Below are 26,986 nucleotides of genomic sequence, written 5' to 3'. Positions count from 1 at the left end.
TTTCATATATCGTTAACGGATTTAGGTTCCAACTGAACCGCGGGGTTTCTGAAAGCAAGACTTACCGTGATCATCACAATGAAATTGACCGCCAAGGCGATGATTCCCACATTCAAATCCTTCGCTGCTTGCGGCAAGGATGGAAACAAGGTTCCTATAGTTGAAGAACTGAGTGTAATGCAGATTACGATGAATAATCCGGTGATGATGCCGGCGATTGCGCCATATTTATTGATGGGATTATTCTTCTTCAGACTAAAGAGCAGGGACGGGAATAGCTGTGTAATGAGACTGTATCCCATAAGAATTAATGCTGACATCGTTTCGCCGCCGTTTAAGGTGAAGTAGACGGCTATAAGGGCAATGACTGGAACAAGGAGCTTTGCCAATCGCACAACGTGGCGATCGGATACTGCAGGTGCAAATTCCTTATAGACGTTTTTCGCGAGCAGTGTAGCGACGCTCATCAAAAGCATGGATCCCGGCACCAATGCGGTCAACAATCCAGCTCCGCCGATTATGCCTATAAACCATGGATCAAAGGTCTCGATCGAAAGGCGCAGCAATGAGAGGTCTGCATCTGCCCCAACGAGTCCGGGCACTTTCAATATAGCTGTAAACCCAACGAAAAAGACGAATAACAGCATGAGTGTATATAAAGGGCTGATGATGGCATTTTTTCGAAATACCTTGCCGCTGCGTGCTGAATAGACAGCGCTGAAAACTTGTGGCCACATATAGAATCCGAATACGAGCAATATTACCGTGGAGATAAACCATGATACGCTAAGTCCCTGGTCAGGGAACTTTAGAAAACCAGGTTTGGCCGCATCAATCGCTTCAAACATCGGCTGAAATCCGCCAAAGTAATGCATCGGCAGATAAATCCCCAAAAATCCTATTATGGAGACCATCATTATATCTTTAATGACCGCTATCCAAACAGAACCGTGTATACCGGAGATCATCACATAAATGGTAAGGCTGATCGCCCCCATCCAAACTGCCTCGGACATTGAGATGGCACCATAAGATGCCTCTGAGACAATGATTCCCAATCCTTTCAGCTGCACGACGATCACTGGAATCATCGACACCACACCGACAAGTGCAGCCAAAATTCCTAAACTGGGACTCTTATATTTGCTCACAAAGAAATCGGATTGAGACATCAGTTTATTTTCTTTGGCATATTTCCATATTTCCGGAAGGAGCCAATAGGATAATACGTAAGACAAAGTAATGTAAATTAGAACATATAGAGCGGGTGCGCCCTTGCCATATGCCCAGCCGCTGCCGCCAAGGAAGGAGAAGGTCGTATAGATTTCCCCGGCCATCAGCAGAAAGACGAAAATCGCACCAAAACCACGTCCGCCCACCGTCCATTGTTCCAAGTCCATATCTTTTCCTTTTGAAGAGCGTATCCCTAAAAATATCGATAGAAGTAAAAATGCTAAAATGATTAAGAGAGCAATATTCATTTCTGGTCACCTTCCCGATTCCTGGGATCCAGCTTATACATGATGCCCAATATGGCAGAGGTAAGGACAACCCACATAGCCATCCAGAACATATTGAAAGGCATCCCTAATACGTATGGTTCTATTTTATTAACAAAAGGTAGAAATCCTAGTATGCCTATAAAAGGAACTAGAGTAAGGATATATATAATCTTCATTAAACAAACCCCTCCGTTTTAAATAAGTGAAACGTCCATCAATGGGGTTTATTCTTCAATGCCACTGATGGCTGGGTGAACCAAACCGGGAAGGAAAATTCGTGCATGTCCGATTTACCTTCTTTTAAAAAAGGTCCAATGATATATAATAGCTTACACTATTTTGATATAAAATTTAATGCAGTTGCCTGATATATTTGAGCAACTGTGCGCAGACAGCCGGACCCTGATATGTTCATAAAACAGATAAAGCCTTGAATTCATAGTGAGTTCAAGGCTTTATTTCCTTTAGCTATATTTTTTTCGAGTATTATATAGTATTACCAAAAGTATGAACCAGATTGGGGTCAAGAGCAGTGATAGTCGTGTTGCTTCAGCGAATAGCATAACAATAAGGATGAACAGGAATAATCCTAATATGGCGTAATTGACAAAGGGTGTAAAAGGAGCCTTGAAAGTCGATTCGGCTCTTAGATCAGGCCTTGTTTTTGAATATTTGATATGGGAGATCAAGATAATGCTCCATACCCAAATGAAACAGATGGCACTGATGGTCGTCACGACGGTAAATGCCTGTTCAGGTATCAGCTTGCTTAATAATGCCCCTATTGATACAACGATTGTGGATGTTAATAAGGCATTGCTCGGAACAGCCTGTTTATTTAATTTTTCCAGTTTAGCAGGGGCTTCGCCATTCCTGCTTAACGTATAAAGTATTCGGCTCGTTGAAAATAAACCGCTGTTGCATGCAGAAGCAGCGGATGTCAAAACGACGAAGTTGATGATCCCTGCAGCGACAGGAATGCCGATTAACGCAAAGACCTCTACAAATGGGCTGCTCGTGGCATCCAGTTGTGTCCATGGGTTGACGCAGAGAATGACGAATAGTGCACCAATATAGAAAAGTAAAATCCGGACAGGGATTTTATTGATGGCAGATGGAATGTTCTTTCTCGGGTTTGCCGTTTCTGCTGCGGAAACCCCGACCAATTCGACACCGACAAATGAGAAGACGACCAGCTGTAAAGATAATAGGAATCCAGAAATGCCATTAGGGAACATGCCCCCATGATTCCATAGGTTCGTTACGGAAACCGTTCCGCTATTGGTATTGAAGCCGATGATCAAAAGAATGATTCCTACGATGATTAAGGCAATGATCGTGATTACTTTAATGATGGCAAACCAGAATTCCAATTCACCAAATAACTTAACGGTCAAAAGGTTCAATCCTAACAGAATGACTAGGCATATTAGAGCCGGAATCCATTGAGGGATATCGAACCAATATTGCATATAGACGCCGACAGCTATGATATCGGCCATTGCGGTCATGATCCAACAGAACCAATATGTCCACCCTGTTACGAAGCCGGCCCATGGACCGACATATTCGGTTGCAAATTCAGTAAATGATGTATACCCTGCATTGGATAATAGCAATTCGCCCAGCGCCCTCATCACAAAAAACAAGGCAATCCCTATTATCAGATAGGAGAATATAATGGAAGGTCCAGCTAATTGTATGGCTTTTCCGGATCCTAAAAATAAACCGGTGCCAATGGTTCCTCCTATTGCAATAAGTTGTACATGTCGATTTTTTAAATCTCTTTTTAATTCCTGTTTAGCCAATTCTTACGCCCCCGTTTTTTATAGTCTTGTTAGTGAATGATTTCAACCTGCATGGTCTTGGAGAGAGGGACGTGATTTCTTGCCCTGCTTGCCTATTCCATTGGTTTTCAAGAGTGTAGTTTTAAGTCCAATCACAAAATGGACAATAAAAAAAAGAGATTGGATAATACCAATCTCTTAAAGGGTTCAGAATAACAATTCTATCATTCGTTACTCTTCTGTCCTTTTGCCTGAGATTGTGAATCCTTCGGCGCTGCATCTTGTACAGTCTCTCCAGAAGCTGCTCCTGCTATAGTGTCATCCATAGCATTCATCGCTTGCTTGTATGCGGTTGTGAAGAAATGTCTGTCAGTGTCAATCTTCCACTGTTACATCATTCATTATGCTTATAAAATAATATTGGAATTCTATCATCTATTTTTCGGAAGGTCAACAAGTTTTTTTGAAGTGAAAACGGCAATAGCTGCAGTTTTATAGTGGTCTTAATATTTTTTAAGGTACTTGAAAAAATTGTTTTTTGGATGATCACTATTATGAAATATTGAACATCATTTTTTTGAAATGATATTTTTAGATAAGGGAAATTGCCAAGATATATTTGGTAACTGTTTATTTCAAAAATACAATTGTATTTTTACAGAATATTTACTATTATAAGATAAGAAAACATAATTGAAGTGTTATTGATATTTTTTTCGATAAAGCATTTCTAACCGCAATAATTAATAGAGAGTCGTTCGTGTTAAGGATGGAAAAGCATTACCGATATTGCATCAGGGGGAGTTAATCATGTCGAACAAGGAATTAAAGAGAGGGCTGGAATCAAGACATATTCAAATGATAGCTTTGGGCGGAACCATCGGGGTCGGGTTATTCATGGGTTCTGCGAGCACGATCAAATGGACCGGGCCCTCTGTTATGCTTGCTTATGCAATCGCAGGTATTTTTATATTTTTCATCATGCGTTCCATGGGTGAGATGCTATATTTAGAACCGACTACAGGTTCTTTTGCAACCTTTGCAAGCAGCTATATACATCCCTTGGCAGGTTATATGACTGCTTGGAGCAATTGGTTTCAATGGGTAATCGTCGGAATGTCCGAAATCATCGCGGTTGGGTTGTATATGCAATATTGGTTCCCCGAGTTACCTGCTTGGATACCAGGTGTGGTCGCCATGATCATCTTGGGGGCGGCAAACCTCATTTCCGTTAAATCCTTCGGGGAATTTGAATTTTGGTTTGCGCTTATAAAAGTCATAACGATTATATTGATGATCATTGCCGGCCTTGGCCTTATCTTCTTTGGAATAGGAAATGGCGGGGATGCAATTGGATTATCGAATCTATGGGAAAATGGCGGCTTCTTTACGGGAGGCTGGACAGGATTCTTCTTTGCGCTTTCCCTGGTCGTGGCATCCTATCAAGGCGTTGAGCTTATCGGCATCACAGCCGGAGAAGCGAAAGATCCAACGAAGACCGTAACAAAAGCGATCCAATCAATCATATGGCGTATATTAATTTTCTATATTGGTGCCATATTTGTCATCGTGACAGTCTTCCCTTGGGATCAACTGGATGACTTAGGAAGCCCATTCGTTTCAACCTTTGCTAAAATAGGTATCACAGCAGCAGCAGGAATCATCAATTTTGTTGTAATCACTGCGGCAATGTCTGGATGCAACAGTGGGATTTTCAGTGCAGGGCGTATGCTGTACACACTTGCATTGAATGGCCAAGCTCCAAAAGTCTTTGCTAAAGTATCTAAAAATGGAGTGCCGGCATACTGCACGATCGCTGTACTATTAGGATTGGGCATCGGGGTTATCCTGAATTACCTTGCACCGCCGCAATTATTCCTTTATGTGTACAGTGCGAGTGTATTACCCGGGATGATTCCATGGTTTGTCTTACTTATCAGTGAGCTTAAATTCAGAAAAGTAAATGCCGCTGAAATGGAGAAACATCCGTTCAAGATGCCGTTGGCCCCTTACAGTAACTATGCGACAATTGCCTTCTTACTGATGGTGCTGGTCGGTATGTGGATCAATCCTAGTACCCGGATTTCCTTAGTTGTCGGGATCGTTTTCCTAGCCTTGGTCGTAGCAAGTTATTACATGCTGAAAATGGATAAACGAACACCATTGGATGTTAGATCCGATGATGAGATTTCCTGATAAGGTAACAAAAAAAGCCCTTCTCTTAATTCGAGAAGGGCTTTTTGTTTTTTTGATCAATTGTGGAACTCACGAGTAAAGCTGGGAATTCACGAGTAAATGCGTGGAATTCACGAGTAAAACCATTGAATTCACGAGTAAAGTAGTTGAATTCACGAGTAAATGCGTGGAATTCACGAGTAAATGCGTGGAATTCACGAGTAAAGTAGTGGAATTCACGAGTAAAGCCGTTGAATTCACGAGTAAATGCGTGGACTTCACGAGTAAAGCTGGAATTCACGAGTGAAGTAGTCGAATTCACGAGTAAAACCGTTGAATTCACGAGTAAAGTAGTTGAATTCACGAGTAAATGCGTGGAATTCACGAGTAAAGCCGTTGAATTCAAGAGTAAATGCGTGGACTTCACGAGTAAAGCTGGAATTCACGAGTAAAGCCGTTGAATTCACGAGTAAATGCGTGGAATTCACGAGTAAAGCTGGGAATTCACGAGTAAATGCGTGGAATTCACGAGTAAAACCATTGAATTCACGAGTAAAGTAGTTGAATTCACGAGTAAAGCTGGAATTCACGAGTAAAACCGTTGAATTCACGAGTAAAGCTAAATTGACCCCACTACAAGGGAGGGCCAGCAAGAGGAATGTATCTTTCTGTCAGGTTTTTTCATAGGATGTAACATATTTACCCGAGGAAGGGGTTATCTTTTGGAAAGAACAAAGCTTACCGGGCGTATCGTTACACCTAATGATGCTGAGTATGAGCGTGCCAGGATAAATAATAACTTAAGTTTTTCTAAATTCCCAAAGGTCATTGTGTTTTGTCAAAATTCCAATGATGTGTTGAATTCATTGAAGTGGGCCCGGGAAAATCATGCACCTTTCCGGGTTAGGAGCGGCAGGCATAGTTATGAAAATTTTTCATTAGTGAATGGCGGTCTAGTCATTGATATAAGTGAAATGTACAATATCAAGGTCAATCGTGAAAAAATGATCGCAAAAATTGAAGCCGGAGCTGATTTAGGGCGAGTATATAATAAGTTATGGAACTATGGAACGACGATTCCGGCTGGGACCGAAAGCAGTGTTGGTGTTGTAGGTCTTACGCTCGGCGGTGGAATAGGTATGTTAACGAGGCGCTTTGGACTTACTTGTGACAATCTGCTTGAAATAGAAATGGTAAGGGCGTGTGGAAAGAGGGGCGCCAAACTCATTAAAGCAAATAGGAAAATCAATAGTGATCTATTTTGGGCATGCTGCGGGGGAGGAGGGGGAAACTTTGGCATAGTCACTTCTCTTACTTTCAGGGTAACCCCCGTATCAAGGGTATCCGTTTTCTCCGTCACATGGGGGTGGGAAGATTTCGAAGCGGTGTTTGAAGCCTGGCAGGATTGGGCCCCTCAAGCTGATGAATGCTTAACTTCAGAAATAGAGTTCAAGGCAAAGGAAGCAAACGAAATTTTTGCTAAAGGTGAATTTGTTGGAACGTCACATAGATTGAAGCAGCTATTAAAGCCTTTGACAAAAACTGGTTCACCAATAAATGTCATGATAAAGGAAGTCCCATACATTGAAGCCGTAAGATTCTTTGATTATCCAGCTGGAAATCAACCGGCGTATCGAAAGAGGTCAGGATCTTTCATTGAAAAAGCTTTTCCGCAGCAAGCAATCATGACCATGAAACATTTTTTAGGAAATGCTCCAAATGAAAATGCAGCCATTTGGCACCAATCCCTAGGAGGAGTGGCGGGCCTTAAAGATCCAAAGGAGACAGCTTTTTATTATCGCGATGCCATCATCGCCCAGGAGTATCAGGCTACATGGACCAATCCAGAAGAAGAGCGGCTAAACATTCGTTGGATCAAGGACCTGAAGCATGCCTTGTCGCCATTTACTACCGGTGACTATGTGAATTGGCCGGATACTCTAATCAAAGATTGGCCAACTGCATATTATGGAGAAAATTTCAAACGGCTTAGGGAAGTGAAAACGAGGTATGATCCATACAATGCGTTTAAGTTCCCACAAAGCATACCGCCATTAAATAAGTGGGGTTGAAAAAAAGCTTGGGTTCACCAAAAACACAGTTATATAAGGCCTATTCCTAAATTTGGATATAGGCCTTTTTCTTCTTGTTTTGAATCAATTAATCGAGATCACGCTCAAAATCATTCCGCTTGCTGAGCTTGTACTGTATTGTAACCTGATTTACGGAAGATTGGGCTTGGGCGATTTCTTGAGCGGTGAGAATGGAATTATTAGTTTTATTTACTTAGAATCCTGAAATTTTCATCTGCATAAATAGTAATGTGTTCCTTGAATATCAAATTGTAAGATAATGCAAAAAAAAATCGTGACTTATTAGTTGTTCAGTTTATTAAATTGCACTTTACTTATTGGTTTTATAAGATTAAAATCGGAGAAAGAATTATTATAAGAGGATGAGCTGATTGGACAACCAAAAGCTCCTGAACGCGATAAGCGAACAGGAGCTTTTTGCGTTCATTTTGGAAAAAGGAGTTGGCTAGATGAATATTGATCATATTGAAGCTTTTATGTATGTTGTTCACCTTAATAGTTTTCATAAAGCCGCAGAGGCAATGTTTTTATCACAGCCAACGGTTTCGGCAAGAATTAAGACGCTTGAGAGTGAACTCGATTCAGTACTATTTGAGAGGCAAGGGAGAGGGATTATTTTAACCGAAAAAGGGAAAGCCTTCATTCCATTTGCGGATCAAATTATTCGTACCTTTCACCAGGGGAAAAAGCAGTTGAAAACAGGAAGTGAACTGGAGGAAATAACGATAGGGGCTAATATCATTACATCGCAATACTTTATTCCATTTGCTCTTCCTCTATGGAAAAAGGAAAACCCCAATTTACGCTTTAAATTTATTTCAGCAACAAATGATGCATTAATGAAAAAATTGCTTCAGAAACAGGTTGATATAGCCTTTATGAAGGATGTTACACATAGTGGTCTGCAAAATTACAAAACCCTTGATAATTCGATTCGTTTAGTCGTGTATCCAGGACATCCATTTCAACTTCAAACTGAGCTAACAGTACAGGAATTAGCAATGGAGCCGTTGGTATTTTTTGAGTGTGGTGCGCTTGACTGGAATCACGTTCATAAAATTTTTGAAGTATCCAAAGTAGAGCCGCGCATTGAATTTCAGGTTGATCACCTGGAAGTGGCGAAGTCGCTAATTCTTAGCAGAAGCTGTATCGGATTTTTACCGTACTTATGTATTAAAAAAGAGTTAGAACAGGGAACTTTGATTGAAGTGGATGTGTCACATTTAATCAAGATAAAGCAGCACATCTATCTGACGCATTTAAATCACGGGATGGAATCCCCTCTATTATGGAAAGACATTCTTTTATCAATTCGGAAATTTGAGAAAAACGATCAGCAATTACAGATACAATCGAATTGATAGATATTTTCTATCAATACAATATTTTTTTCTATTAGTAAAACCATTGCCATTAGCATGTTTTAGGTGATAGGATATGTCAAAATATAATTATTCGCATAAGTAAACTTTGAATTAAAGCGGAGGAGAGAATATGAGTTATAAGCTTGGCATTTTAGACCAGAGCCCGATATTTCCAGGAGCTTCAGCATTTGATGCACTACAGCAAACCATTAATCTGGCTAGACATGCAGAAGAGTGGGGGTATACCCGTTTCTGGGTATCGGAACATCATCATGCCGAACAGCTGGCGGGGTCCTCCCCGGAAGTATTGATTTCTTATTTATTAGCCCAGACAAAATCGATTCGGGTAGGGTCCGGAGGTGTTATGCTTCAGCATTATAGTCCATATAAAGTGGCGGAAAACTTTCACGTGTTATCGAATCTTTCGCCAGGCAGGGTAGACCTTGGCATCGGAAAGGCACCAGGTGGTCTCCCCTTATCAACGAAGGCGCTACAGTTTGGAACTGTGAATGATGGTAAAGATTTCGAAGAGCGATTATCTTTCCTGCAGAAGATAATCGAAAATTCAGTCAATGAAACTCACCCGCTTGCAGGCATTCAAGCGACACCACTCCCTTCCAAAAAGCCTAAGATGTTTCTGCTTGGTGCAAGTGCTGACAGCGCGAGGCTAGCAGCCGATCTTGGTATAGCTTATGTATTTGCTCGATTTATCAATAGTAATGAGACTGTACTCGAAGATGCTTCCCGCATTTACCAAAGTATCTATCCAACTGGGAGCTTTAAGGTATCGGTTTCAGTGATTGCCGCTCCTTCACAACAAGAAGCAAAACAGTTAACAGGTGACCAGAAGATTGTGAAAGTTCATCTCAAAAGCGGTCGTTCTGTCACGGTCCAAACACTAGCGCAAGCAGAGTTATTCGGGAAGCAGTCTGGGGAACCTTACGAAATAGAAGAACAAGATTCCAATATTATTGCTGGAACTCCTTCTTATGTAAAAGAAGTCTTAGCAAATTTACATGAAAAGTACGGGGTAGATGAGTTTATCCTACATTCGCCGATTTTAAAGGAAGCAGAAAGGTTCAGATCTTTTCGATTGTTGAGTCCACTTCAATTAGTCTTATCTGAAGAGAAACACGTTACGAGCCTAAATTAAAAAGGCTTCAGCAATTAGGGAAGATGGTGGATGTCAGTAAAGCTGAAAACCGATTAATTATTAAAGGAGGAGTATTAATGTCTGAGCAGAGAAAGTTGAAATTTGGAGCGCTTATTCATGGAGTTGGAGGGAGTATATCTGGTTGGAGACATCCAGACATTCAATCAGATGCCAGTGTTAGTCTTGAATTTTATAAGGAGCAGGCCCAGAAGGCTGAAGAGGGAAAGTTCGATTTACTTTTCATTGCTGACGGATTGTTTATCAATGAGAAGTCAATACCGCATTTTTTAAATCGATTTGAACCACTTACCATATTATCCGCACTGGCTGCTTTCACATCAAGAATAGGGCTTGTCGGAACAGTTTCCACCTCATACAGTGAGCCATTTACTGTAGCTCGGCAATTTGCTTCACTTGATCACATTAGTCAAGGTCGTGGCGGATGGAACCTTGTTACTACCCCTCTTGAGAGTACGGCCTTGAACTATAACAAAACGATTGAAGAACACCCTGATCATGCCAAACGCTATCGGATAGCATCAGAATATATACAAGTCACCAAAGGACTTTGGGATTCATGGGAGGATGACGCGTTTACCCGGGATAAAGAGTCCGGTGAGTTTTTTGATCCTTCTAAAATGCATCAATTAAAACATAAAGGAGAATTTTTCTCCGTGCAAGGACCACTCAACATTGCCAGATCTAAACAGGGGAGACCTGTCGTTTTTCAAGCTGGTTCATCAGAAGCTGGCAAAAATTTTGCCGCTAAAGAAGCGGATGCAATCTTTACAGGTCAACCAACATTGGAAGATGCAAAGATTTTTTATCAAGATGTAAAAAACAGGGCTATTGCATTCGGGAGAAACCCTGATGAAATTGTTATTATGCCAGGTATCGCGCCAATCATTGGTGCAACTGAGGAAGAGGCGGAGCACAAATATCAAGAACTCGCTAACCTAGTTTCTATAGATAAGGCGCTTGACTATTTGGGACGTTACTTCGATCATCATGATTTTTCCCAATATGAACTGGATGCACCTTTCCCAAATCTCGGAGACATCGGAAAAAACAGTTTCCGAAGTACGACTGACCGAATTAAACAGGAAGCGAAGGAGAAACAGTTAACGCTCCGTCAAGTAGCACTTAAGGAGACAACACCCCGGACTTCTTTCATTGGAACTCCAGAGAGAGTAGCACATTTGATTCAGCAATGGTTTGAAGAGAAGGGGGCGGATGGATTTATCTTTTCTTCAAGTGTTCCAAATGCTTTAAGTGACTTTGTAGACTATGTGGTTCCTATCCTTCAAAAAAGGGGAATATATCGGACTGAATATGAAGCAGAAACCTTAAGAGGCAACTTGGGGCTTCCATTCCCGGAAAATCGTTATGCGAAAGAAAGCATTAATCAATGATTGAAGAATCATTTAAAAAATTGAAGGAGGAATAAGAAATGGGAGAAGCGTTATCTGTCGTCGTTTGGTCAAAACAAGGATGTCACTATTGTGAAGAAGTTAAACAATACTTAAAAGAAAAGGAGATCGCTTATCAAACGGTGGATGTTACCAATCATGATGATCGGCGAGATATTTTAGAAATCAAATATGGTGTTCGGTATGTGCCCATTATTGAAATTGGGCGAGGTAGCGTATATGAGAGCGTTACAGAGGTTGGAATTCCTCACCTAGAAAAAGTACTTAAAGTGTACAATAACAAAAAATCACGCGTTTAAATCTGAGTCTATAAGTATGACTGATTGAATTAAGGAAAGATTGCAGAAATAAATCCGACTATCCTTGTGTAAATAATATGTTATAGAAATAGGGAGTTAACCATGACACAGTTAATCCGTCTTGCCACTGTAAAGGATGCTCCAGAAGTGCTAAACGTCACACTTCGGGCTTATGAACCAATCAGAGAATTAAATATTAACTTTCTTGCTGCGACAGCTGATCATCATCCTTGGCTTGTTTCCATTTATGAAAGAAGAGGTTATGAGATTTTTGCTGAACGAGACCACGATAGAGAAAAAAATGTGAATCTTTGTAAAATTCTAGATGAAACGCTGTATCGCATTATTGAAAATAAAGAACCAATTGTTAGTAATTAAAAATGTTCGGGGGAATTGAGATGAAAAAAACATTACTAATTGTTATGGCACTGCTACTAACTTTTTTAGGAGCTTGCTCTTCAAAAGAAACAACGAGTACAGCAAAATCTGGGGATTCAAAAGATAAAAATGTTCAGAAAATCATTGTTGGAACAGGGACGCAATTTCCTAATATTTGCTTTTTGGATAAGAATGGTAAGCTAACAGGGTATGATGTCGAGTTGGTTCGTCAAATTGATGAAAAGCTGCCTGAATATGAATTTGAATTTAAAACGATGGAATTTTCTAATCTATTATTAAGTTTAGAAACGAACAAAATAGATTTTGTTGCTCACCAGATGGAGGTGAACGATGAACGAAAAGAAAAGTTTCTATTTAATAAAGAACCATATAATGTCTTTCCGCTCCAAGTTACTGTTCATCAGGACAACAATGATATTCATTCCATTAAAGATCTAAAAGGAAAAAAAGCGATAGTAAGTGCTACGAGCAATTCTGCTGTTTTTCTTGAAAAGTATAATAAAGAAAAAAATGCCGGTATTGAAATTGTCTATTCTGGCCAAGGGGCAGATGATACGAAGAATCAAATCAAAACTGGTCGGGCGGATGCTACCATCACTACACCATTTGCAGTCGACTTCTTAAATAAACAAGCAGATGCACAGCAAAAGGTTGTGGGTGAGCCGCTTCTTAATTCAAAAGTATACTTTTTGCTAAGAAAAGACGAAACGCCTTTACAGAAGAGAATTGATGAAGCACTTGTGGAGCTGAAAAAAGATGGGGTAGTTAGCGAACTAAGTAAAAAGTGGCTGGGCGCAGACTATTCAGTAGGATTTTAATTAGATAGTAGTAAGCGCGGAGGTGCTAAAGCATGGGGAAAGCATTTGATCCTTCATTAATCGTCGATTTCATTCCGACGTTAATATATTATCTTGGAGTAACATTGCAAATTCTGGCAGCATCCGTTTTATTAGGAATGGTCATCGGGATAGCAGCAGCCATCCTGAGATTATTTCGTATCCCTGTTTTAAATCAATTAGTCATTTTGTATACTTCATTCATTCGGGGAACGCCTATTTTAATACAATTATTTCTAGTTTTTTATGGACTGCCTGCAATCCTTTTAATCATTAATATTGATATTTCAAGAATGGATGCCCTGAATTTTGTCATTATTACGTATGCATTAAGTAATGGGGCGCATTTCGCAGAAATATTCCGAGGAGCGATTAAGGCTGTCGATTATGGGCAAATGGAAGCGGCCTATTCTGTTGGCATGAATAATAGTCAAAGCTTTTTTCGAATTGTGCTTCCTCAGGCAATAAGGATTGCTTTTCCTAATATCGCAAACTCTATTATCGGATCCTTGAAGGATACCTCACTTGCCTTTACCATCGGCGTAATGGATATGATGGGGAGGGGAGAGACATTGATTGCCGCAACTGCACATGCTCTCGAAGTCTATCTCTCATTAGCCGTTATCTATTATGCAGTCGTGCTATTGTTCGAGAAGATATTCAGACTTTATGAAAACCGCATTAATCGGCATCAGTCTGTTGATGTGTCTGTTACTGGATAACAAAGGGAGGAGGGAAGGACTTGACGATTGATATATTATTCATTTGGACTGCTTTTAAGGAGATTATTAGAGCACTTCCGGTCACACTTATTTTAACGATTCTTCCTCTTCTTGCAGGTTTTATTATCGGTCTCGCTGTTGCCTTGATTAGGATATATAAAGTGAAATTTCTAAGTAGAATTGCAAATGGCTATGTTTCCTTCTTTAGAGGAACACCGATTATCATGCATATAATGCTCATTTATTTCGGTTTTCCATTATTAATTGATCAAATTTCTAAAAAGTTTGATTTGGGTATTCAATCTAATTCGATTCCGATCATTTTATTTGTCTTAACCGCCTTATCGTTGAGTGCGGGTGCCTATTTATCAGAAATATTCAGATCGGGAATTATCAGTGTCTCCAATGGCCAAATGGAGGCAGCCTATTCCGTGGGTATGAATTCGTTTCAAGCCATGACGCGAATTGTTTTGCCACAGGCCATTGCTCAGTCCATCCCGAATTTCACGAATATTTTCATTGGATTCTTGCATACGTCATCCATTGCTTTTATTGTATCGCAAAAAGAAATGACAGGAGCAGCCAATATAGTTGCATCCACCAATTTGAAATTTTTGGAGTCTTTTATCGCTGCTGGTTTCATTTATTGGGGTCTCACAATCATTGCAGAAGGGCTTTCGTTTTTAATTGAGAAAAAGGCCACTGCCTATAATCGAGGAGGAGTACAATGATTTATTTAAAAAATATACAAAAATCATTTAACCAGCAGCCTGTTTTAAAAGGGATTAATTTGAAAATAGGAAAGGGAGAAGTAGTTACCATACTTGGACCGAGTGGATCAGGGAAAACGACCCTGCTTAGGTGCTTGAATTTTCTTGAGAAGCCAGATGAGGGAATTGTTCAAGTCGGAGATATCCAGGTGAAGTCTAAGAAGGCGACCAAAAGGGAAATCTTATCCCTTAGAAGACAATCGGCAATGGTTTTTCAGCATTATAATTTATTTGCTCATAAAACTGTTTTGGAGAATGTAATGGAAGGGTTAATTGTTACAAAAAAATATAAGAAATCTAAAGCGAAACGGGAAAGCGAGCTGTTATTGGAAAAAGTAGGTTTGGGAGATAAGCATAACCATTTTCCTTCGCAATTGTCAGGAGGGCAACAGCAACGTGTGGGAATTGCCAGGGCACTTGCTTTAAATCCGGAGGTCATTCTATTTGACGAGCCAACGTCGGCACTCGACCCTGAGTTGGTTGGGGAGGTGCTTTCTGTCATAAAAGCAATTGCCCTGGAAGGCATCACGATGGTGATTGTGACCCATGAAATGAGTTTTGCTAAAGAGATATCGGATCGCGTTCTTTTCATGGATGGCGGGGTCATTGTTGAAGAAGGGTCACCATTGGAGATTTTCAATGCTCCAAAGGAAGAGCGAACACGACAATTTTTAAACCGGATATCAAGAGAATTTTCCGTACCGTTTTTAGAAGAAAGGGCCAATTAAAGAAAGGGACCAAAGGAGGACGTATGAATAGTACAATCGTAGTCGATGAATTGAATGAAGAAGATAAAGAGACGGTTCGCCGCTTATTGGTAGAAAGTTATCAACAATATGAACATGAATATTCGAACCCGGAAGCTTGGGAAGGATATTTAAAAAATATTGAATCCTCGGTGGATAATCCACATGTTGATAAGGTGTTGGTTGCAAAGTGCAATCAGGATATCCTTGGTACATTACAGCTTTTTCAATCATCTGAAAAGGCATATGAAAAGCCGGAACTTGGAATTTTTTCACCAATCATTCGGTTGTTGGCCGTTCATCCCGAATCAAGGGGACGCGGTATCGCACAGGAATTATTAAAAGCGAGTGTAAATTATGCAAAATCACAAGGTGCGTCCAGTTTGTATTTACATTCTACTGATAAGATGCATAAAGCCATTAAACTATATGAATGGTTTGGCTTTAAACGGGATCGAACGAAGGAATTTCAAAATCATGATATTTTAGTAAAATGCTATCGCTTAGATTTATAGAAGGAGGCGACTGTATGAGTCGAGAGCTGGAAAAGCGCTTAATATCGATACGGCGCCATTTACATCAATATCCGGAATTATCAAATGAAGAATTTGAAACGACAAAATCTATACAAACATGGCTCGAGGAAGAGGGCATTGAGATCCGTCATACAGGATTGAAAACAGGTGTTTTTGCAGATATAAAGGGTGGCAAACCCGGACCGACAGTAGCCATAAGGGCGGATATCGATGCACTTCCGATTGAGGAACGAACCGGGCTGCCATTTGCTTCGAAAGTAAAAGGAGTGATGCATGCTTGTGGCCATGATTTTCATACGGCAGCTGCAATAGGTGCTGCCTACCTTTTAAAAGAGTGTCAATCGGAGTTGTGCGGGACAGTGCGAATGCTTTTTCAACCTGCAGAAGAATTTGGGGGCGGAGCGGTGCATGTGATAAAAGATGGTCAAATTGACGATGTGGCGGCTGTGATCGGGCTGCACAATAAACCCAATTTGCCTGTCGGCACCATTGGGATAAAAGATGGTCCGTTAATGGCGGCAGTGGACCGTTTTCATATTGTTCTTCAAGGGAAGGGGAGTCACGCGGCCATCCCTCAACACGGAAAAGATCCAATAGCGGCAGCGGCTCAGCTTATTTCCGCTCTTCAAACTATCGTCAGCCGGAATGTATCCCCATTAGATAGTGCTGTGGTGAGTGTTACGAGAATAACAGGTGGAAACACCTGGAATGTGATTCCAGGTGACGTCATATTGGAAGGAACGATTCGAACCTTTAATTCTGAGATACGCGAAGAAATAAAAGAAAAGTTTTATTCGATTGTGAATCATATCGCCGCTGCTTTTTCACAGGAAGCTAAGATTGGTTGGTTTCCTGGACCACCCGCGCTTCATAATCATCCAGCTGTCACAGAGATGGCACGCAGGTCTGCTTTGGAGCAATCATTACATGTAATCAATCCAGAACCTTCAATGGGTGGTGAAGATTTCGCTTATTACCTTCAACATATCCCTGGTACCTTTGCCTTTTTTGGTACAAACGGAAATGAAGATTGGCATCATCCAGCTTTTACTGTTGATGAAAAATCCATTATTAAAGCCGCTTATTTTTTATTTGAAAGTGCCAAGGATTTATTATCTAACCATGGTAAGTGGTGAACATATTTGACTTAGGTGCCAGCGGTTTCGTGCCTAGCACCTTTGTTGTCGTAATTCCAAAGATATCGGTGCAACTTAATTTCAAGCATAGTCATGATGCGAACATTCCCCCCTTTTTTCCTTCACTACATAGCCAATCTTCGTTCATTCATTCCAGATTTTCATAGACTCCTCTCTCTCTCATTGATGAATCTTAATCTGAAAGTTTTTAGAAGATTAAATCTCAAACAATTATAGGAGAGAGTTTGGTTAATTATTAGGCAAAGGCATTCCATACTCATAAGCGAATGATCGATTTTTTTTATCAATTAAATAAATTTTTCTATCAATTAAGGTGTTGTCAAGTGCTTGTTTACAATGTTAGGATGAATTTCAATCGAATTAAAACAACTAATTTGATTAGTTAACTTGGTATTAATGATTGGAGAGAGATATATGAATTTTAAGCTTGGAATATTAGATCAAAGTCCCATTTTTCCAGGGAATTCGGCAGTTGATGCACTTAAGCAAACCGTAAACCTAGCTCAAAAAGCTGAGGAATGGGGATATACCCGTTTTTGGGTATCGGAACATCATCATATGGAACAAGTTGCGGGCTCTTCACCGGAAGTATTAATTTCTTATTTATTATCGAAAACCACATCCATTCGTGTAGGTTCGGGAGGTGTCATGCTTCAGCACTACAGTCCTTATAAAGTCGCTGAAAATTTTCATGTTTTATCCACTCTTGCCCCGGGCAGGGTAGATCTTGGCATTGGTAAAGCACCAGGTGGATTTCCTTTATCAACAAAGGCATTACAATTTGGAACTGTAAATGATGGAAAAGATTTTGGGGAACGTGCATCCTTATTACGAAAGATTATTGAAAATTCAATCAATGACGATCATTTGCTCTCTGGTATTCAAGCAACACCGATACCGCCTGAAAAGCCCGAAACTTTTCTGCTGGGTGCAAGTTCAGACAGCGCTCAACTAGCCGCTAATCTAGGAATGGATTTTGTATTCGCCAGATTTATTAATAGTGATGATACCATGCTGTATGAAGCTTCCTCTGCTTACCGAAGCAAGTACCCAGAAGGTCGTTTTATCGTATCAGTAGCGGTTGTGGCAGCTCCTACCCAACAAAAAGCAGAGGAGCTGGCAAGCGAACACAAACTATTTAAAGTTCATCTACAAAGTGGCCGGACGCTGACAGTTCAATCACGTGAGCAGGCTGAGTCATTTGAGAAGCAGGCTGGTGAAGCTTACGAAATAGAAGAGCAGACCGCAAGTATTATTGCAGGGACTCAAGGATATGTTATCGGGATTTTAAAGGAACTTCAGAAAGTTTTTCAAGTGGATGAATTTATTTTGCATACACCGCTTCGAACAGAAGCGGAACGGATCCAATCCTTTCAGTTATTGAGTCCGCTTCTCTTAAAGGAAGAGACTATCATATAGAAGGAAAAGATCCCGCGGATATGTTGAAGCAGTAGATAAATATTTGTTATTCCAATATAAAAGGATAAAAAAAGGAGCGAGAAACATTGAGGAAAATTAAATGGCTGTCCGTAACAGTTTTAACAGTAGTATTGCTGATATTAGGAGCTTGTGGGAGTAATGAGCAAACATCATCGGAGAGTAAAGGAGACAAGGGAGAGGAAGTGACTTTGAAAATTAGTGCAGCCTCAATACCACATGCAGAAATTTTAGAGTTTATCGCACCGGATTTAGAAAAACAAGGCGTGAAACTGGATGTAGAGATTTCTACGGATGGTATTCAAACGAATCAACAAACAGCAAACAAAGAATTGGATGCAAACTTCTTTCAACATATCCCTTACTTAGAGCAAGTAAATAAAGATAGTGGTTTGAATTTGGTTAATGTGAAGGGTGTACATATTGAACCATTTGGTGTCTATTCCAAAAAAATTAAATCTATAGGTGAATTGTCAGACGGAGCGAAAGTAGCCTTACCGAAAGATCCAGTAAACTTGTCGCGATCGTTACAGCTTTTTGCGGCAAATAATATCATTGAATTGGATGCTTCTAAGTCAGGGGATTATACGATTGAGGACATTACAAAAAATGATAAAAAAATTAAATTCATTCCAGTCGATTCCCCTCTTTTAGTTCACTCGTTAGATGATGTGGAAGCATCGGCCATTAACACAAACTATGCGCTGGAAGGAGGGTTAAAACCTCTCGATGATGCACTGATAATTGAAGGAAAGGATTCACCATATGTAAACATTTTAGTTGCTCGTCCAGACAATAAGGACGATAAAGCAATCCAAAAGCTTGCGAATGCATTAACGACGGAAAAGGTTAAAAAATTTATTTTAGATCAATATGAAGGAGCCGTCGTGCCCGCGTTTTAAGGGGTTTTTCTTTACCAAGCTTGTTAAAAGAAGGAGGTGGCCACTTTGATTGAATTTCGTCGGGTTTCAAAATTATTTGATGACGGGGAGAAGAAAATTGAAGCGTTAAAGGAGATTAATATAACCGTTGAAAAAGGGGATATATTCGGGGTAATCGGTTTTAGTGGGGCCGGAAAAAGTACACTCATCCGAACTGTGAATCTATTGGAATATCCTACTTCAGGTGAAGTGATTGTAGAAGGAAAAGATCTATCCAAGATGGCTGAAAAAGATTTGCGTGAAGCTAAGAAAAATATTGGCATGATTTTTCAGCATTTTAATTTACTTAATTCCAAAACAGTCTTTGATAATGTGGCGATGCCATTATTGTTAAGTAAAAAAAAGAAAAAAGAGATTGAACAACGAGTTTATGAGATTCTCCGCTTTGTTGGTCTAGAAGACAAAGCAATGAATTACCCAAATCAGCTATCAGGTGGACAAAAGCAGCGTGTTGGGATTGCCCGTGCTTTGGCTACAAACCCTTCGATATTATTATGTGATGAAGCAACATCAGCACTGGATCCACAAACAACAAAATCAATCTTGAATCTGTTGAAGCGGATAAATGAAGAATATAAAATTACCATTCTAATTATTACGCACGAAATGGAAGTGATTAAAGAAATTTGTAATCGGGTTGCAGTCATGGAGGATGGTAGCGTCATTGAATCAGGAAATGTGATCGATATTTTTGCCCGTCCACGAACAGAAACAACACGTAACTTCATTCGATCGGTTGTTCGTGATGAAGTGCCATCAAGTGTTTATGGATTGCTCAATGATGATGCCTATTTCAGCCGTATTTTTAAAATTGATTTTTTGGGAGTGAGCTCTGGGCAGCCTATCGTTTCAAAAACAGCGAAGAGGTTTAATGTGGAAATAAACGTTCTGTTCGGCAATATTACTGAGTTACAAGGAATCCCATTTGGTAATTTAATTGTTGAAATAATAGGAAATGATGATGAAATTGTTAGGGCATTTCAGTTTATAAAGAATCAAAAGGTTGAAGTGAAGGAGGTTACGAAGGATGGAAGTAAGCAAAGAGCTCATGTTAAACGCTTTGTGGGAAACGCTGTACATGGTTAGTATTTCACTTTTTTTTGGAAGCATCATTGGAATATTCTTAGGTATTTTATTGGTTGTAACAAGAAAAGGTCATATTTATGAAAATAAATTTATTTTTTCTATAGTGAACCCAATTGTAAACATTTTCCGATCGATTCCGTTTATTATCTTGCTTGTGGCGATTATTCCATTTACAAGACTAATTGTTGGTACGTCGATTGGTACGACAGCAGCAATTGTACCACTCGTTCTTCATATTGGCCCATATATCTCAAGACTTGTAGAGAATTCGCTATTAGAAGTAGATGAAGGCATTATTGAAGCCGCGAAAGCTATGGGAGCAACACCGATACAAATTATATTCAGGTTTTTAATGCCGGAAGCTTTTGCGTCATTAATTCTGAGTATAACAACTGCAACAATTGGTCTAGTGGGTGCTACAGCTATGGCAGGAGCTATAGGTGGCGGTGGACTTGGTGATGTTGCGATAACATATGGCTATCAACGCTTTAGCACTATTACGATATTCGTCACCGTTGTTATTCTAGTATTTGTAGTTCAGGGTGTACAAAGTTTAGGAAATATACTCGAACGAAAAATTAGAAGAGTGTAGTAGTGTATTGAAAAGTGGGAAAGGGGAATGAAGGATGAAAAAATGTATTTTACCTATATTGCTTATCTTGGGGGTGTTATTGACAGGGTGCTCAAGTGATTCAACGAATGCAGGAGGGAAACAAACGAAAGTGAAGGTAGGAATTAGAAATTCTGAACTTCGAACATGGGAGTTTTTAAAGGAACAGGCTGAAAAAGAAGGGGTGGAAATTGAAATTGTTAATTTCTCATCTGCATATGATCCGAACGAAGCGCTGGCAGAAGGGGATATTGATATCAACGCCTTTCAACATGTTGCCTATTTAGATTCATTTAATACGAAAAACGATACAGACATCGTTCCAATTGCGACTACAATCATTGCTCCTCTCGGTTTGTATTCAAGTAAATATAAATCGGTGGAAGAGATTCCAAATGGTGCACAAATTGCTGTGCCGAATGACCAAGCTAACTGGGGAAGGGCTTTATTGCTATTACAAGAAGCTAAACTCCTAAAGGTTGTGGATGACTTTGACGGGAATGGTGGACAGGATAAAATAAAGGAAAATCCGAAAAAAATCAAAATTGTTCCTGTCGATGGTGCAAGTGCCCCACGTGTGATGGAAGATACAGCTGGTTCGGTGATTAATAATGGAGTTGCGGTAGAAGCGGGACTCACTTTAAAAGATGCTCTTATTTATGAAAGTAGTACGGCAAAGCCATATATTAATATCATAGCGGCGAGGAATGAAGATCAAGACAATGAAGTTTTTCGAAAATTAGTTGATCTTTATCAATCAGAGAAAACGGCTAAATTTATTGAAGAAACCTATAATGGAAATTATATACCAACATTCATTACCTTGAAAGAATTGAGCAGTTATAAGGAGATATATTCTAATAAATAAGGAGAGATTAGAATGGATCAAGACAGACAGATGAAGTTAGCTGCTTATCTGATTGGAACAGGTATGCATGTTGCGTCGTGGCGGCATCCGGCATCAAATCCGAATGCAAGTATTGATGTGAAAGCTTTGCAAAGACTCTCAATAATTGCGGAGAAAGGGAAATTTGATCTTGCTTTTGTAGCGGATAGCTTGGCCATTAATCATGAATCGCATCCTCAAATACTTAATCGATTTGATCCGCTCGTACTAATTACTGCATTAGCTGCAGCGACAGAAAAAATTGGCATTGGGGCGACAGCTTCTACAACGTACAGTGAACCTTATGTACTCGCTCGCCAATTTGCTTCCGTTGATCATATAAGCGGTGGACGGGTGGGGTGGAATGTTGTTACGACAGCTGATGCGACCGGAGAGACGGCCTTGAATTTCAGTCGCGATAAACATTGGGCGCACGATCATCGTTATGAACGAGCGGAGGAGTTCATCGACGTTGTTCAAGGATTATGGGATTCGTGGGAAGATGATGCGTTTGTGCATAACAAAGAAACGGGAAAATTCTTTGATCCTGATAAAGTGCATGAGCTTCATTATAAAGGCAACTATTTTTCTGTTAAAGGTCCGTTGAATATTGCACGCTCTCTGCAGGGACAGCCGGTTATTATTCAAGCGGGTGCTTCTATACCAGGGCAGCAATTAGCCGCTCGAACAGCCGAGGTCGTTTTCACACATTGGGATAACATTGAAGAATCCAAACGATATTATCAAAAATTAAAATCATCTTTAATGGATTTTGGAAGAAGCGGGGAGGAGCTCCACATCCTTCACGGCATTTCCCCTATTATCGGAGAAACCGAAGAAATAGCCATTCAAAAATACAATAAACTCCAAAGTCTCGTCGACCCTTATGAGAGTTTGAAATTCGTTTCTGGTTATATGGGCAACGTAGATTTCTCAAAATATTCTTTAGATACACCAGCGAAGGATGTTGAGTTTCCATCAGTAAATAGCATACAAAGTAACTTTAATGAAATGAAGAAAATTATTGATGAAGAAGACATAAAAGTCGGTGAATTATATGCGAGATTTTTCAGTCCTGCCAGACGAGATAGATTTGTCGGTACACCAACTCAAGTAGCCGATGAAATGGAGTTATGGTTTACTGAAAAAGCAGCAGATGGCTTTATGCTTCAATTTCCACTGTTACCAGGCGACTTAGAGGATTTCGTCGAGATGGTTGTTCCAATTTTACAGGAGAGGGGTTTGTTCCGTTTGGACTATGAAGGAGACACTCTCCGTGATCACCTTGGATTAAGGAATCCAAAAAATCGTTTTGTTAATGAAGAAATAATAAATTAATGGGAATAAGGGATTACTCGCATTTTCATTAGAATCCATTCAAATAAAGTCATATATATGGTGAGGACAAAGAAAAAAGAGACCAAGGAGAAATCCCCAGTCCCTCAAATTCTTTTCTCCTATTCCATATACATGACTTTTTCTTGGAAATTTCAGCCCTTTCCTGCTTGGAATCCTGGATATTTGGTCATTCCGCCATCAGCATATAAGGTCATTCCCGTTACGTAGCTAGATTCTGCGGAAGCTAGCCAAGCGGCACAAGCGGCAATTTGTTCCGGTTTTCCGATGTATCCCATCGGTATCAGGTCGATGACTTCTTGTTTAGCTTTTGGGTCATTGAATTTTTCGGCATTGATGGGTGTGTCGATTGCACCAGGTGAAATATTATTAATGCGAATCCCTTTGGGAGCATATTCAAGTGCAAGGGTTTCAGTCATCATCTTCACTCCGCCCTTACTTGCTGCATAGTGGACAAAATGAGGCCAAGGTATCCGGTCATGAACGGATGACATGTTAATGATATTGCCCTTGATTCCATGATCGAGCATATAACTGATTGCTTCCCTGCTTGCGAGGAACATCCCCGTTAGATTTACATCGATGACTTTCTGCCAATCTTCCAGAGTCAATTTTTCGCTGGGCACTTCATTTTCAATACCAGCATTGTTGATCATGATGTCGATCGTACCAAAGGTGTCCGCAGCGAATGAAAGCAATTTCTTCACATCAGCTTCCTTTGAAACGTCGCCTTGAATCGCTGCGGCTTTCCCGCCTGCTGCTTCAATCGTCTTGATGATTTCCACATGGTCGCCATTTTCAGTGTGATAATTTAATACGACATATGCTTTTTCTTTACCGAACCTTTCGGCCATGGCTCTTCCTAACCCTTTTGCCGCCCCAGTAATGACTACCACTTTTTTTTCTAAATCTTCATACATGATTATCGCTCCTCTAATTATTCTTTTGTAAAGCCGATCATGACTCCTCCAGCAATTACGAGTACACACCCGATGATGACGAAGGCCATTTGCTTTTTGGATTTTTTCTCTCCTAAAAGAAAGATGCCTCCTAAAGTGGAAATGACGATTCCCATTTGGGAAAATGAGAATGCGATGGCAACGCCCACTTTTGGATTAGCGAGCAGGAGACCGATATTACCGACTGCCCACATCAATCCGGTTAGAATATTACGCCTAGCAAACTTATTAAACGGTTTATGTTTGATGGAAAGGAGCAGGGCAGCCAGGAACATGCCGATTGCTTGCGGCAGGATTGCCGACCATCCGTCAACTTCATTCCATCTGACAACAATGACATATGTAACATAACCCAACGTTGAAATGGCAAGGTAAAAAACCCCTTTTTTCATGCTTCCTGCTTTTTTGTTATCACCATCGCCGTAGCTCGTCAGCAAGACACCTGTAATCAAACAGATTATTGCAACAATGCCGATGATGACTGTAATCCTGTCATTCCATTCCCTGAAAATGATAACCGCAAAAAAAGTATTTCCTAGAATTTGCAGTCCTGTTGAGATTGGAACGGTTTTCGATACCCCGATTTCCTTGACGCTATTGAATTGAAATAATTGCCCGAATGCCCAGCCTATCCCGGAAATGATGCCGACGATCCACACAAAACTGCTCCATTCCGGCGGATTGATGAAAGACATCACGATGGCAAACAGTAATGAACCGATTGTAATGCCAAGCGTTTGATTATAAGAGTTGCCTCCGAGTTTTTCGGAAACAAGCACTAAGCTGCCCCATGTCAATGCAGGGAGTAGTGCAAAGAAAAAACCTTCCACAAATTTCATCTCCTAAACTAGAAAACAATGTTTTAATGAATATAAAATAGTTAGTTACCAAGCTATTGAATGTATTTAGAGTTTTCCCTTTACACGGGAAAGAAAACATGGTTTTAATTTACCAATTTGTCATTTTATTTTTAGTGTGGAAACAATGAAATAATAAGTGGTTTATGGTACTTTTAATTTAAAAATAGTTAGGAGAAATAGTATGACGACACTGAATGAATGGTTTGAAAAGGGGATTCCTGCTAAAGAATTTGTATCTTCGATGAAAGTTCATAAAGAAAACTTACAATCGATTCACGAGGGTTTTTCCATTTCTGCAGAGGACCAAGGTTTTTTTGATGAATTAAAGACGAAGGAACTTCGAGCCATTGTTATTACTGAAGACTGGTGCGGAGACGCGATGATGAATATTCCTATATTGCTGAATATATCTGAAGCGGCAAATATTGAAACTCGCATGGTTTTACGAGATCAAAATCTTGAACTGATGGATCAATACTTAACGAATGGAACAGCGCGTTCGATCCCCATTTTTATATTCATTGATAAGAATGGGGAAGAAAAAGCTGTTTGGGGACCTCGTGCACCAAAGGTACAAGAGTACGTAATGGAGTTAAGGTCTGACCTGCCGGCCAAGGATGATGAACGTTTCGAGGCAGAGCAAAAAGCAGTTATTAAAAAGATAACTGTGGCTTTTGCTGAAGAAAAACACCTGTGGGACGAAGTATACAGCAGCATCAAGGAAGCATTGGGGAGCTGCTGACAGCGGGTATGGCACTTTTTGACCTGTCCAAAAAAAGGGTGGTAAGCCCATTTTAGAGTTTCTTCAATAATGAATGGCTGTTTCAAAACGGAGACTGCAACCTGATTGGTTGAATATATAGATACGATTCCTAACAGCTTTTTCTATAGTATTCACCGTTCTTGAGTCCATGTTTTTGGAACAGCCTTTTCATTTTTTATGATTCTGGAATAATTGTAACGCCGATTGTTCGAATAGGAGAGTCTGGTTTAGCACTTTGATTGGTAGCTTTGTAGTATTTTAACATTAAATCGTTCAATTCATTTTGGAAGTTAATAAAGCTTTCATCATCAAGCTTTAGTTCTAAAAGGGAAAAGGTTGAACCATCCTCCGCGCAGTCTCTTTCTTCTAATTTATTAAGATAGTTTTGATATTGAGTCATAAGGGATAATTGATAATAAGAAAAATAATTCACCTTTTTCTCATTAGAAGATTTTTTCCATTCTTCCCCGCTAAGTCGCGCTTCTTCTTCATTTAAAACATAGTATTTTTCGGAAACGGATCTCACTTTTTTCTCTTTTACAATGCGAATGACCCCTGAATCCAACAGAACCTGTATATGTCTATATAATGTTGCTTGGGGTACATCTTTAATGATTTTTAACATTTCCAATGGTGTTAAGCCATTTTCCCTGTTTCTCATTAAAGTTTGGGTAATCTTTATTCTTACAGGATGCATTAAAATTTCAGCTTTATTAATCATCTTATTCTCCTCACATTGGAAATTATAACTGGATAATTTTCAATCAATTTTTAATGATAGCCATGAATAATAAGTTTAATTCATCATATATTGTAATGTTTGAATCATTTTCATTTAAATAAAAATGACACGGTTCGAAAAAAATATTACAGAAATATTTTTTCGAAGTAAATAATAAGCCTTTTCAAATAAGTGTAAAAAAATAATGTCTTCATGAATTAAAATTTAATAAATAACACTATATTTTTATTATTATTCATTGTGATAATATTATCATTATAAATAACAATAAAAACTAAAACAATATTTTATTAAAGAAAAAAATAGGTGCAAAATTCCATTTTTCATGTTATCATTATCGATAATGATAATAATATTTCGTTTTCAAAGGAGTGGTT

General features: G+C 39.6%; 28 protein-coding genes and 1 riboswitch. Of the genes, 20 read left to right on the top strand and 8 right to left on the bottom strand.

What is annotated here, in order from left to right; translation table 11 throughout:
* Positions 1-2: 2 nt before the first annotated feature.
* From ACFX4I_RS09600 to ACFX4I_RS09590, 3 genes are all read right to left on the bottom strand, one after another.
* Positions 3-1,481, bottom strand: coding sequence for a sodium:solute symporter family protein (locus ACFX4I_RS09600; protein WP_377420268.1), 1,479 nt, complete (start codon positions 1,479-1,481; stop codon positions 3-5).
* Positions 1,478-1,678: a DUF3311 domain-containing protein gene (locus ACFX4I_RS09595; RefSeq protein ID WP_098370527.1), complete on the bottom strand. Its 201-nt coding sequence runs from the start codon at positions 1,676-1,678 to the stop codon at positions 1,478-1,480. The genes ACFX4I_RS09600 and ACFX4I_RS09595 overlap by 4 nt, the downstream gene beginning before the upstream one ends.
* Before the next feature lie 288 nt (positions 1,679-1,966).
* The gene (locus tag ACFX4I_RS09590) at positions 1,967-3,310 is read right to left on the bottom strand and encodes an amino acid permease (RefSeq protein ID WP_377420266.1); all 1,344 of its coding nucleotides are present in this window, start codon (positions 3,308-3,310) and stop codon (positions 1,967-1,969) included.
* A gap of 208 nt (positions 3,311-3,518) precedes the next feature.
* Positions 3,519-3,597, bottom strand: a riboswitch (glycine riboswitch).
* Positions 3,598-4,099: 502 nt separating this feature from the next.
* On the opposite strand from ACFX4I_RS09590, the gene ACFX4I_RS09585 reads away from it, so the two are divergent.
* Positions 4,100-5,485, top strand: a complete 1,386-nt coding sequence (locus ACFX4I_RS09585) for an amino acid permease (protein WP_377420264.1) — start codon at positions 4,100-4,102, stop codon at positions 5,483-5,485.
* A gap of 25 nt (positions 5,486-5,510) precedes the next feature.
* Here the strand turns inward: ACFX4I_RS09585 and ACFX4I_RS09580 are convergent, their stop codons facing one another.
* Both ACFX4I_RS09580 and ACFX4I_RS09575 read right to left on the bottom strand, forming a co-directional pair.
* Positions 5,511-5,786, bottom strand: coding sequence for a hypothetical protein (locus ACFX4I_RS09580; protein WP_377420262.1), 276 nt, complete (start codon positions 5,784-5,786; stop codon positions 5,511-5,513).
* Complete coding sequence (locus ACFX4I_RS09575; protein ID WP_377420260.1) at positions 5,743-6,117, bottom strand: hypothetical protein; 375 nt, start codon at positions 6,115-6,117, stop codon at positions 5,743-5,745. The genes ACFX4I_RS09580 and ACFX4I_RS09575 overlap by 44 nt, the downstream gene beginning before the upstream one ends.
* A 69-nt stretch (positions 6,118-6,186) precedes the next feature.
* Here ACFX4I_RS09575 and ACFX4I_RS09570 point away from each other — a divergent pair, with 69 nt between their 5' ends.
* The 18 genes from ACFX4I_RS09570 (at position 6,187) to ACFX4I_RS09485 (ending at position 23,267) form a co-directional block, all read left to right on the top strand.
* The gene (locus ACFX4I_RS09570; RefSeq protein WP_377420258.1) at positions 6,187-7,536 is read left to right on the top strand and encodes an FAD-binding oxidoreductase; all 1,350 of its coding nucleotides are present in this window, start codon (positions 6,187-6,189) and stop codon (positions 7,534-7,536) included.
* Positions 7,537-8,006: 470 nt separating this feature from the next.
* Positions 8,007-8,918, top strand: coding sequence for a LysR family transcriptional regulator (locus ACFX4I_RS09565; RefSeq protein WP_377420256.1), 912 nt, complete (start codon positions 8,007-8,009; stop codon positions 8,916-8,918).
* Positions 8,919-9,051: 133 nt separating this feature from the next.
* Positions 9,052-10,074, top strand: a complete 1,023-nt coding sequence (locus tag ACFX4I_RS09560) for an LLM class flavin-dependent oxidoreductase (protein ID WP_377420254.1) — start codon at positions 9,052-9,054, stop codon at positions 10,072-10,074.
* A gap of 77 nt (positions 10,075-10,151) precedes the next feature.
* Positions 10,152-11,486, top strand: coding sequence for an LLM class flavin-dependent oxidoreductase (locus tag ACFX4I_RS09555; protein ID WP_377420252.1), 1,335 nt, complete (start codon positions 10,152-10,154; stop codon positions 11,484-11,486).
* Between the two features lie 38 nt (positions 11,487-11,524).
* Positions 11,525-11,803 (top strand): glutaredoxin family protein, encoded by a 279-nt coding sequence (locus ACFX4I_RS09550; RefSeq protein ID WP_230300391.1) that lies wholly within the window; start codon positions 11,525-11,527, stop codon positions 11,801-11,803.
* 102 nt (positions 11,804-11,905) lie between these two features.
* Positions 11,906-12,181 (top strand): hypothetical protein, encoded by a 276-nt coding sequence (locus tag ACFX4I_RS09545; protein ID WP_377420250.1) that lies wholly within the window; start codon positions 11,906-11,908, stop codon positions 12,179-12,181.
* Between the two features lie 20 nt (positions 12,182-12,201).
* Positions 12,202-13,020 carry a transporter substrate-binding domain-containing protein gene (locus ACFX4I_RS09540; RefSeq protein WP_377420248.1) on the top strand — a complete coding sequence of 273 codons (819 nt, stop codon included), beginning with the start codon at positions 12,202-12,204 and terminating at the stop codon, positions 13,018-13,020.
* A gap of 32 nt (positions 13,021-13,052) precedes the next feature.
* Complete coding sequence (locus ACFX4I_RS09535; RefSeq protein WP_230300394.1) at positions 13,053-13,760, top strand: amino acid ABC transporter permease; 708 nt, start codon at positions 13,053-13,055, stop codon at positions 13,758-13,760.
* 20 nt (positions 13,761-13,780) lie between these two features.
* Complete coding sequence (locus tag ACFX4I_RS09530) at positions 13,781-14,491, top strand: amino acid ABC transporter permease (RefSeq protein WP_377420246.1); 711 nt, start codon at positions 13,781-13,783, stop codon at positions 14,489-14,491.
* A complete protein-coding gene (locus ACFX4I_RS09525) occupies positions 14,488-15,258 on the top strand; it encodes an amino acid ABC transporter ATP-binding protein (protein ID WP_377420244.1) in 771 nt (256 codons plus the stop codon). Before ACFX4I_RS09530 ends, ACFX4I_RS09525 begins: the two co-directional genes overlap by 4 nt.
* A 23-nt stretch (positions 15,259-15,281) precedes the next feature.
* A complete protein-coding gene (locus ACFX4I_RS09520; RefSeq protein ID WP_096338948.1) occupies positions 15,282-15,791 on the top strand; it encodes a GNAT family N-acetyltransferase in 510 nt (169 codons plus the stop codon).
* A gap of 14 nt (positions 15,792-15,805) precedes the next feature.
* Positions 15,806-16,948, top strand: coding sequence for an amidohydrolase (locus ACFX4I_RS09515; RefSeq protein WP_377420242.1), 1,143 nt, complete (start codon positions 15,806-15,808; stop codon positions 16,946-16,948).
* A 435-nt stretch (positions 16,949-17,383) separates the two neighbouring features.
* The gene (locus tag ACFX4I_RS09510) at positions 17,384-18,388 is read left to right on the top strand and encodes an LLM class flavin-dependent oxidoreductase (protein WP_377420240.1); all 1,005 of its coding nucleotides are present in this window, start codon (positions 17,384-17,386) and stop codon (positions 18,386-18,388) included.
* 86 nt (positions 18,389-18,474) lie between these two features.
* Complete coding sequence (locus ACFX4I_RS09505; RefSeq protein ID WP_377420238.1) at positions 18,475-19,308, top strand: MetQ/NlpA family ABC transporter substrate-binding protein; 834 nt, start codon at positions 18,475-18,477, stop codon at positions 19,306-19,308.
* 45 nt (positions 19,309-19,353) lie between these two features.
* Positions 19,354-20,433, top strand: a complete 1,080-nt coding sequence (locus ACFX4I_RS09500) for a methionine ABC transporter ATP-binding protein (protein WP_230300400.1) — start codon at positions 19,354-19,356, stop codon at positions 20,431-20,433.
* Positions 20,375-21,025: a methionine ABC transporter permease gene (locus ACFX4I_RS09495; RefSeq protein ID WP_230300401.1), complete on the top strand. Its 651-nt coding sequence runs from the start codon at positions 20,375-20,377 to the stop codon at positions 21,023-21,025. Before ACFX4I_RS09500 ends, ACFX4I_RS09495 begins: the two co-directional genes overlap by 59 nt.
* A 34-nt stretch (positions 21,026-21,059) precedes the next feature.
* Positions 21,060-21,911 (top strand): MetQ/NlpA family ABC transporter substrate-binding protein, encoded by an 852-nt coding sequence (locus ACFX4I_RS09490; RefSeq protein WP_230300402.1) that lies wholly within the window; start codon positions 21,060-21,062, stop codon positions 21,909-21,911.
* Positions 21,912-21,923: 12 nt separating this feature from the next.
* Positions 21,924-23,267: an LLM class flavin-dependent oxidoreductase gene (locus ACFX4I_RS09485; protein ID WP_230300403.1), complete on the top strand. Its 1,344-nt coding sequence runs from the start codon at positions 21,924-21,926 to the stop codon at positions 23,265-23,267.
* A gap of 152 nt (positions 23,268-23,419) precedes the next feature.
* Here ACFX4I_RS09485 and ACFX4I_RS09480 read toward each other — a convergent pair whose 3' ends face one another.
* On the bottom strand, positions 23,420-24,205 hold the full coding sequence (locus ACFX4I_RS09480) for a glucose-1-dehydrogenase (RefSeq protein WP_377420234.1): 786 nt from the start codon (positions 24,203-24,205) through the stop codon (positions 23,420-23,422).
* Between the two features lie 17 nt (positions 24,206-24,222).
* The gene (locus ACFX4I_RS09475; RefSeq protein ID WP_377420232.1) at positions 24,223-25,083 is read right to left on the bottom strand and encodes a GRP family sugar transporter; all 861 of its coding nucleotides are present in this window, start codon (positions 25,081-25,083) and stop codon (positions 24,223-24,225) included.
* Positions 25,084-25,285: 202 nt separating this feature from the next.
* Here ACFX4I_RS09475 and ACFX4I_RS09470 point away from each other — a divergent pair, with 202 nt between their 5' ends.
* Positions 25,286-25,846 (top strand): thioredoxin family protein, encoded by a 561-nt coding sequence (locus tag ACFX4I_RS09470; RefSeq protein WP_377420230.1) that lies wholly within the window; start codon positions 25,286-25,288, stop codon positions 25,844-25,846.
* 196 nt (positions 25,847-26,042) lie between these two features.
* On the opposite strand, the gene ACFX4I_RS09465 is transcribed toward ACFX4I_RS09470, so the two are convergent.
* Positions 26,043-26,588 carry a helix-turn-helix domain-containing protein gene (locus ACFX4I_RS09465; RefSeq protein WP_230300407.1) on the bottom strand — a complete coding sequence of 182 codons (546 nt, stop codon included), beginning with the start codon at positions 26,586-26,588 and terminating at the stop codon, positions 26,043-26,045.
* Positions 26,589-26,986 lie beyond the last annotated feature (398 nt).

This window comes from Peribacillus sp. YIM B13472 (assembly GCF_042788005.1).
Lineage (GTDB): Bacteria > Bacillota > Bacilli > Bacillales > DSM-1321 > Peribacillus > Peribacillus simplex_E.
The sequence above is the reverse complement of the archived record's forward strand: the minus strand, read 5'-3'. Positions and strand labels throughout refer to the sequence as shown.

Bases quoted from the DNA above. Each gene is read 5' to 3' on its own strand.
- ACFX4I_RS09465 (WP_230300407.1), bottom strand. From the start codon at position 26,588: ATGATTAATAAAGCTGAAATTTTAATGCATCCTGTAAGAATAAAGATT.
- ACFX4I_RS09540 (WP_377420248.1), top strand. From the start codon at position 12,202: ATGAAAAAAACATTACTAATTGTTATGGCACTGCTACTAACTTTTTTA.
- ACFX4I_RS09510 (WP_377420240.1), top strand. From the start codon at position 17,384: ATGAATTTTAAGCTTGGAATATTAGATCAAAGTCCCATTTTTCCAGGG.
- ACFX4I_RS09475 (WP_377420232.1), bottom strand. From the start codon at position 25,083: ATGAAATTTGTGGAAGGTTTTTTCTTTGCACTACTCCCTGCATTGACA.
- ACFX4I_RS09535 (WP_230300394.1), top strand. From the start codon at position 13,053: ATGGGGAAAGCATTTGATCCTTCATTAATCGTCGATTTCATTCCGACG.
- ACFX4I_RS09565 (WP_377420256.1), top strand. From the start codon at position 8,007: ATGAATATTGATCATATTGAAGCTTTTATGTATGTTGTTCACCTTAAT.
- ACFX4I_RS09555 (WP_377420252.1), top strand. From the start codon at position 10,152: ATGTCTGAGCAGAGAAAGTTGAAATTTGGAGCGCTTATTCATGGAGTT.
- ACFX4I_RS09480 (WP_377420234.1), bottom strand. From the start codon at position 24,205: ATGTATGAAGATTTAGAAAAAAAAGTGGTAGTCATTACTGGGGCGGCA.
- ACFX4I_RS09495 (WP_230300401.1), top strand. From the start codon at position 20,375: ATGGAAGTAAGCAAAGAGCTCATGTTAAACGCTTTGTGGGAAACGCTG.
- ACFX4I_RS09550 (WP_230300391.1), top strand. From the start codon at position 11,525: ATGGGAGAAGCGTTATCTGTCGTCGTTTGGTCAAAACAAGGATGTCAC.
- ACFX4I_RS09585 (WP_377420264.1), top strand. From the start codon at position 4,100: ATGTCGAACAAGGAATTAAAGAGAGGGCTGGAATCAAGACATATTCAA.
- ACFX4I_RS09600 (WP_377420268.1), bottom strand. From the start codon at position 1,481: ATGAATATTGCTCTCTTAATCATTTTAGCATTTTTACTTCTATCGATA.
- ACFX4I_RS09525 (WP_377420244.1), top strand. From the start codon at position 14,488: ATGATTTATTTAAAAAATATACAAAAATCATTTAACCAGCAGCCTGTT.
- ACFX4I_RS09545 (WP_377420250.1), top strand. From the start codon at position 11,906: ATGACACAGTTAATCCGTCTTGCCACTGTAAAGGATGCTCCAGAAGTG.
- ACFX4I_RS09560 (WP_377420254.1), top strand. From the start codon at position 9,052: ATGAGTTATAAGCTTGGCATTTTAGACCAGAGCCCGATATTTCCAGGA.
- ACFX4I_RS09520 (WP_096338948.1), top strand. From the start codon at position 15,282: ATGAATAGTACAATCGTAGTCGATGAATTGAATGAAGAAGATAAAGAG.
- ACFX4I_RS09490 (WP_230300402.1), top strand. From the start codon at position 21,060: ATGAAAAAATGTATTTTACCTATATTGCTTATCTTGGGGGTGTTATTG.
- ACFX4I_RS09470 (WP_377420230.1), top strand. From the start codon at position 25,286: ATGACGACACTGAATGAATGGTTTGAAAAGGGGATTCCTGCTAAAGAA.
- ACFX4I_RS09485 (WP_230300403.1), top strand. From the start codon at position 21,924: ATGGATCAAGACAGACAGATGAAGTTAGCTGCTTATCTGATTGGAACA.
- ACFX4I_RS09595 (WP_098370527.1), bottom strand. From the start codon at position 1,678: ATGAAGATTATATATATCCTTACTCTAGTTCCTTTTATAGGCATACTA.
- ACFX4I_RS09515 (WP_377420242.1), top strand. From the start codon at position 15,806: ATGAGTCGAGAGCTGGAAAAGCGCTTAATATCGATACGGCGCCATTTA.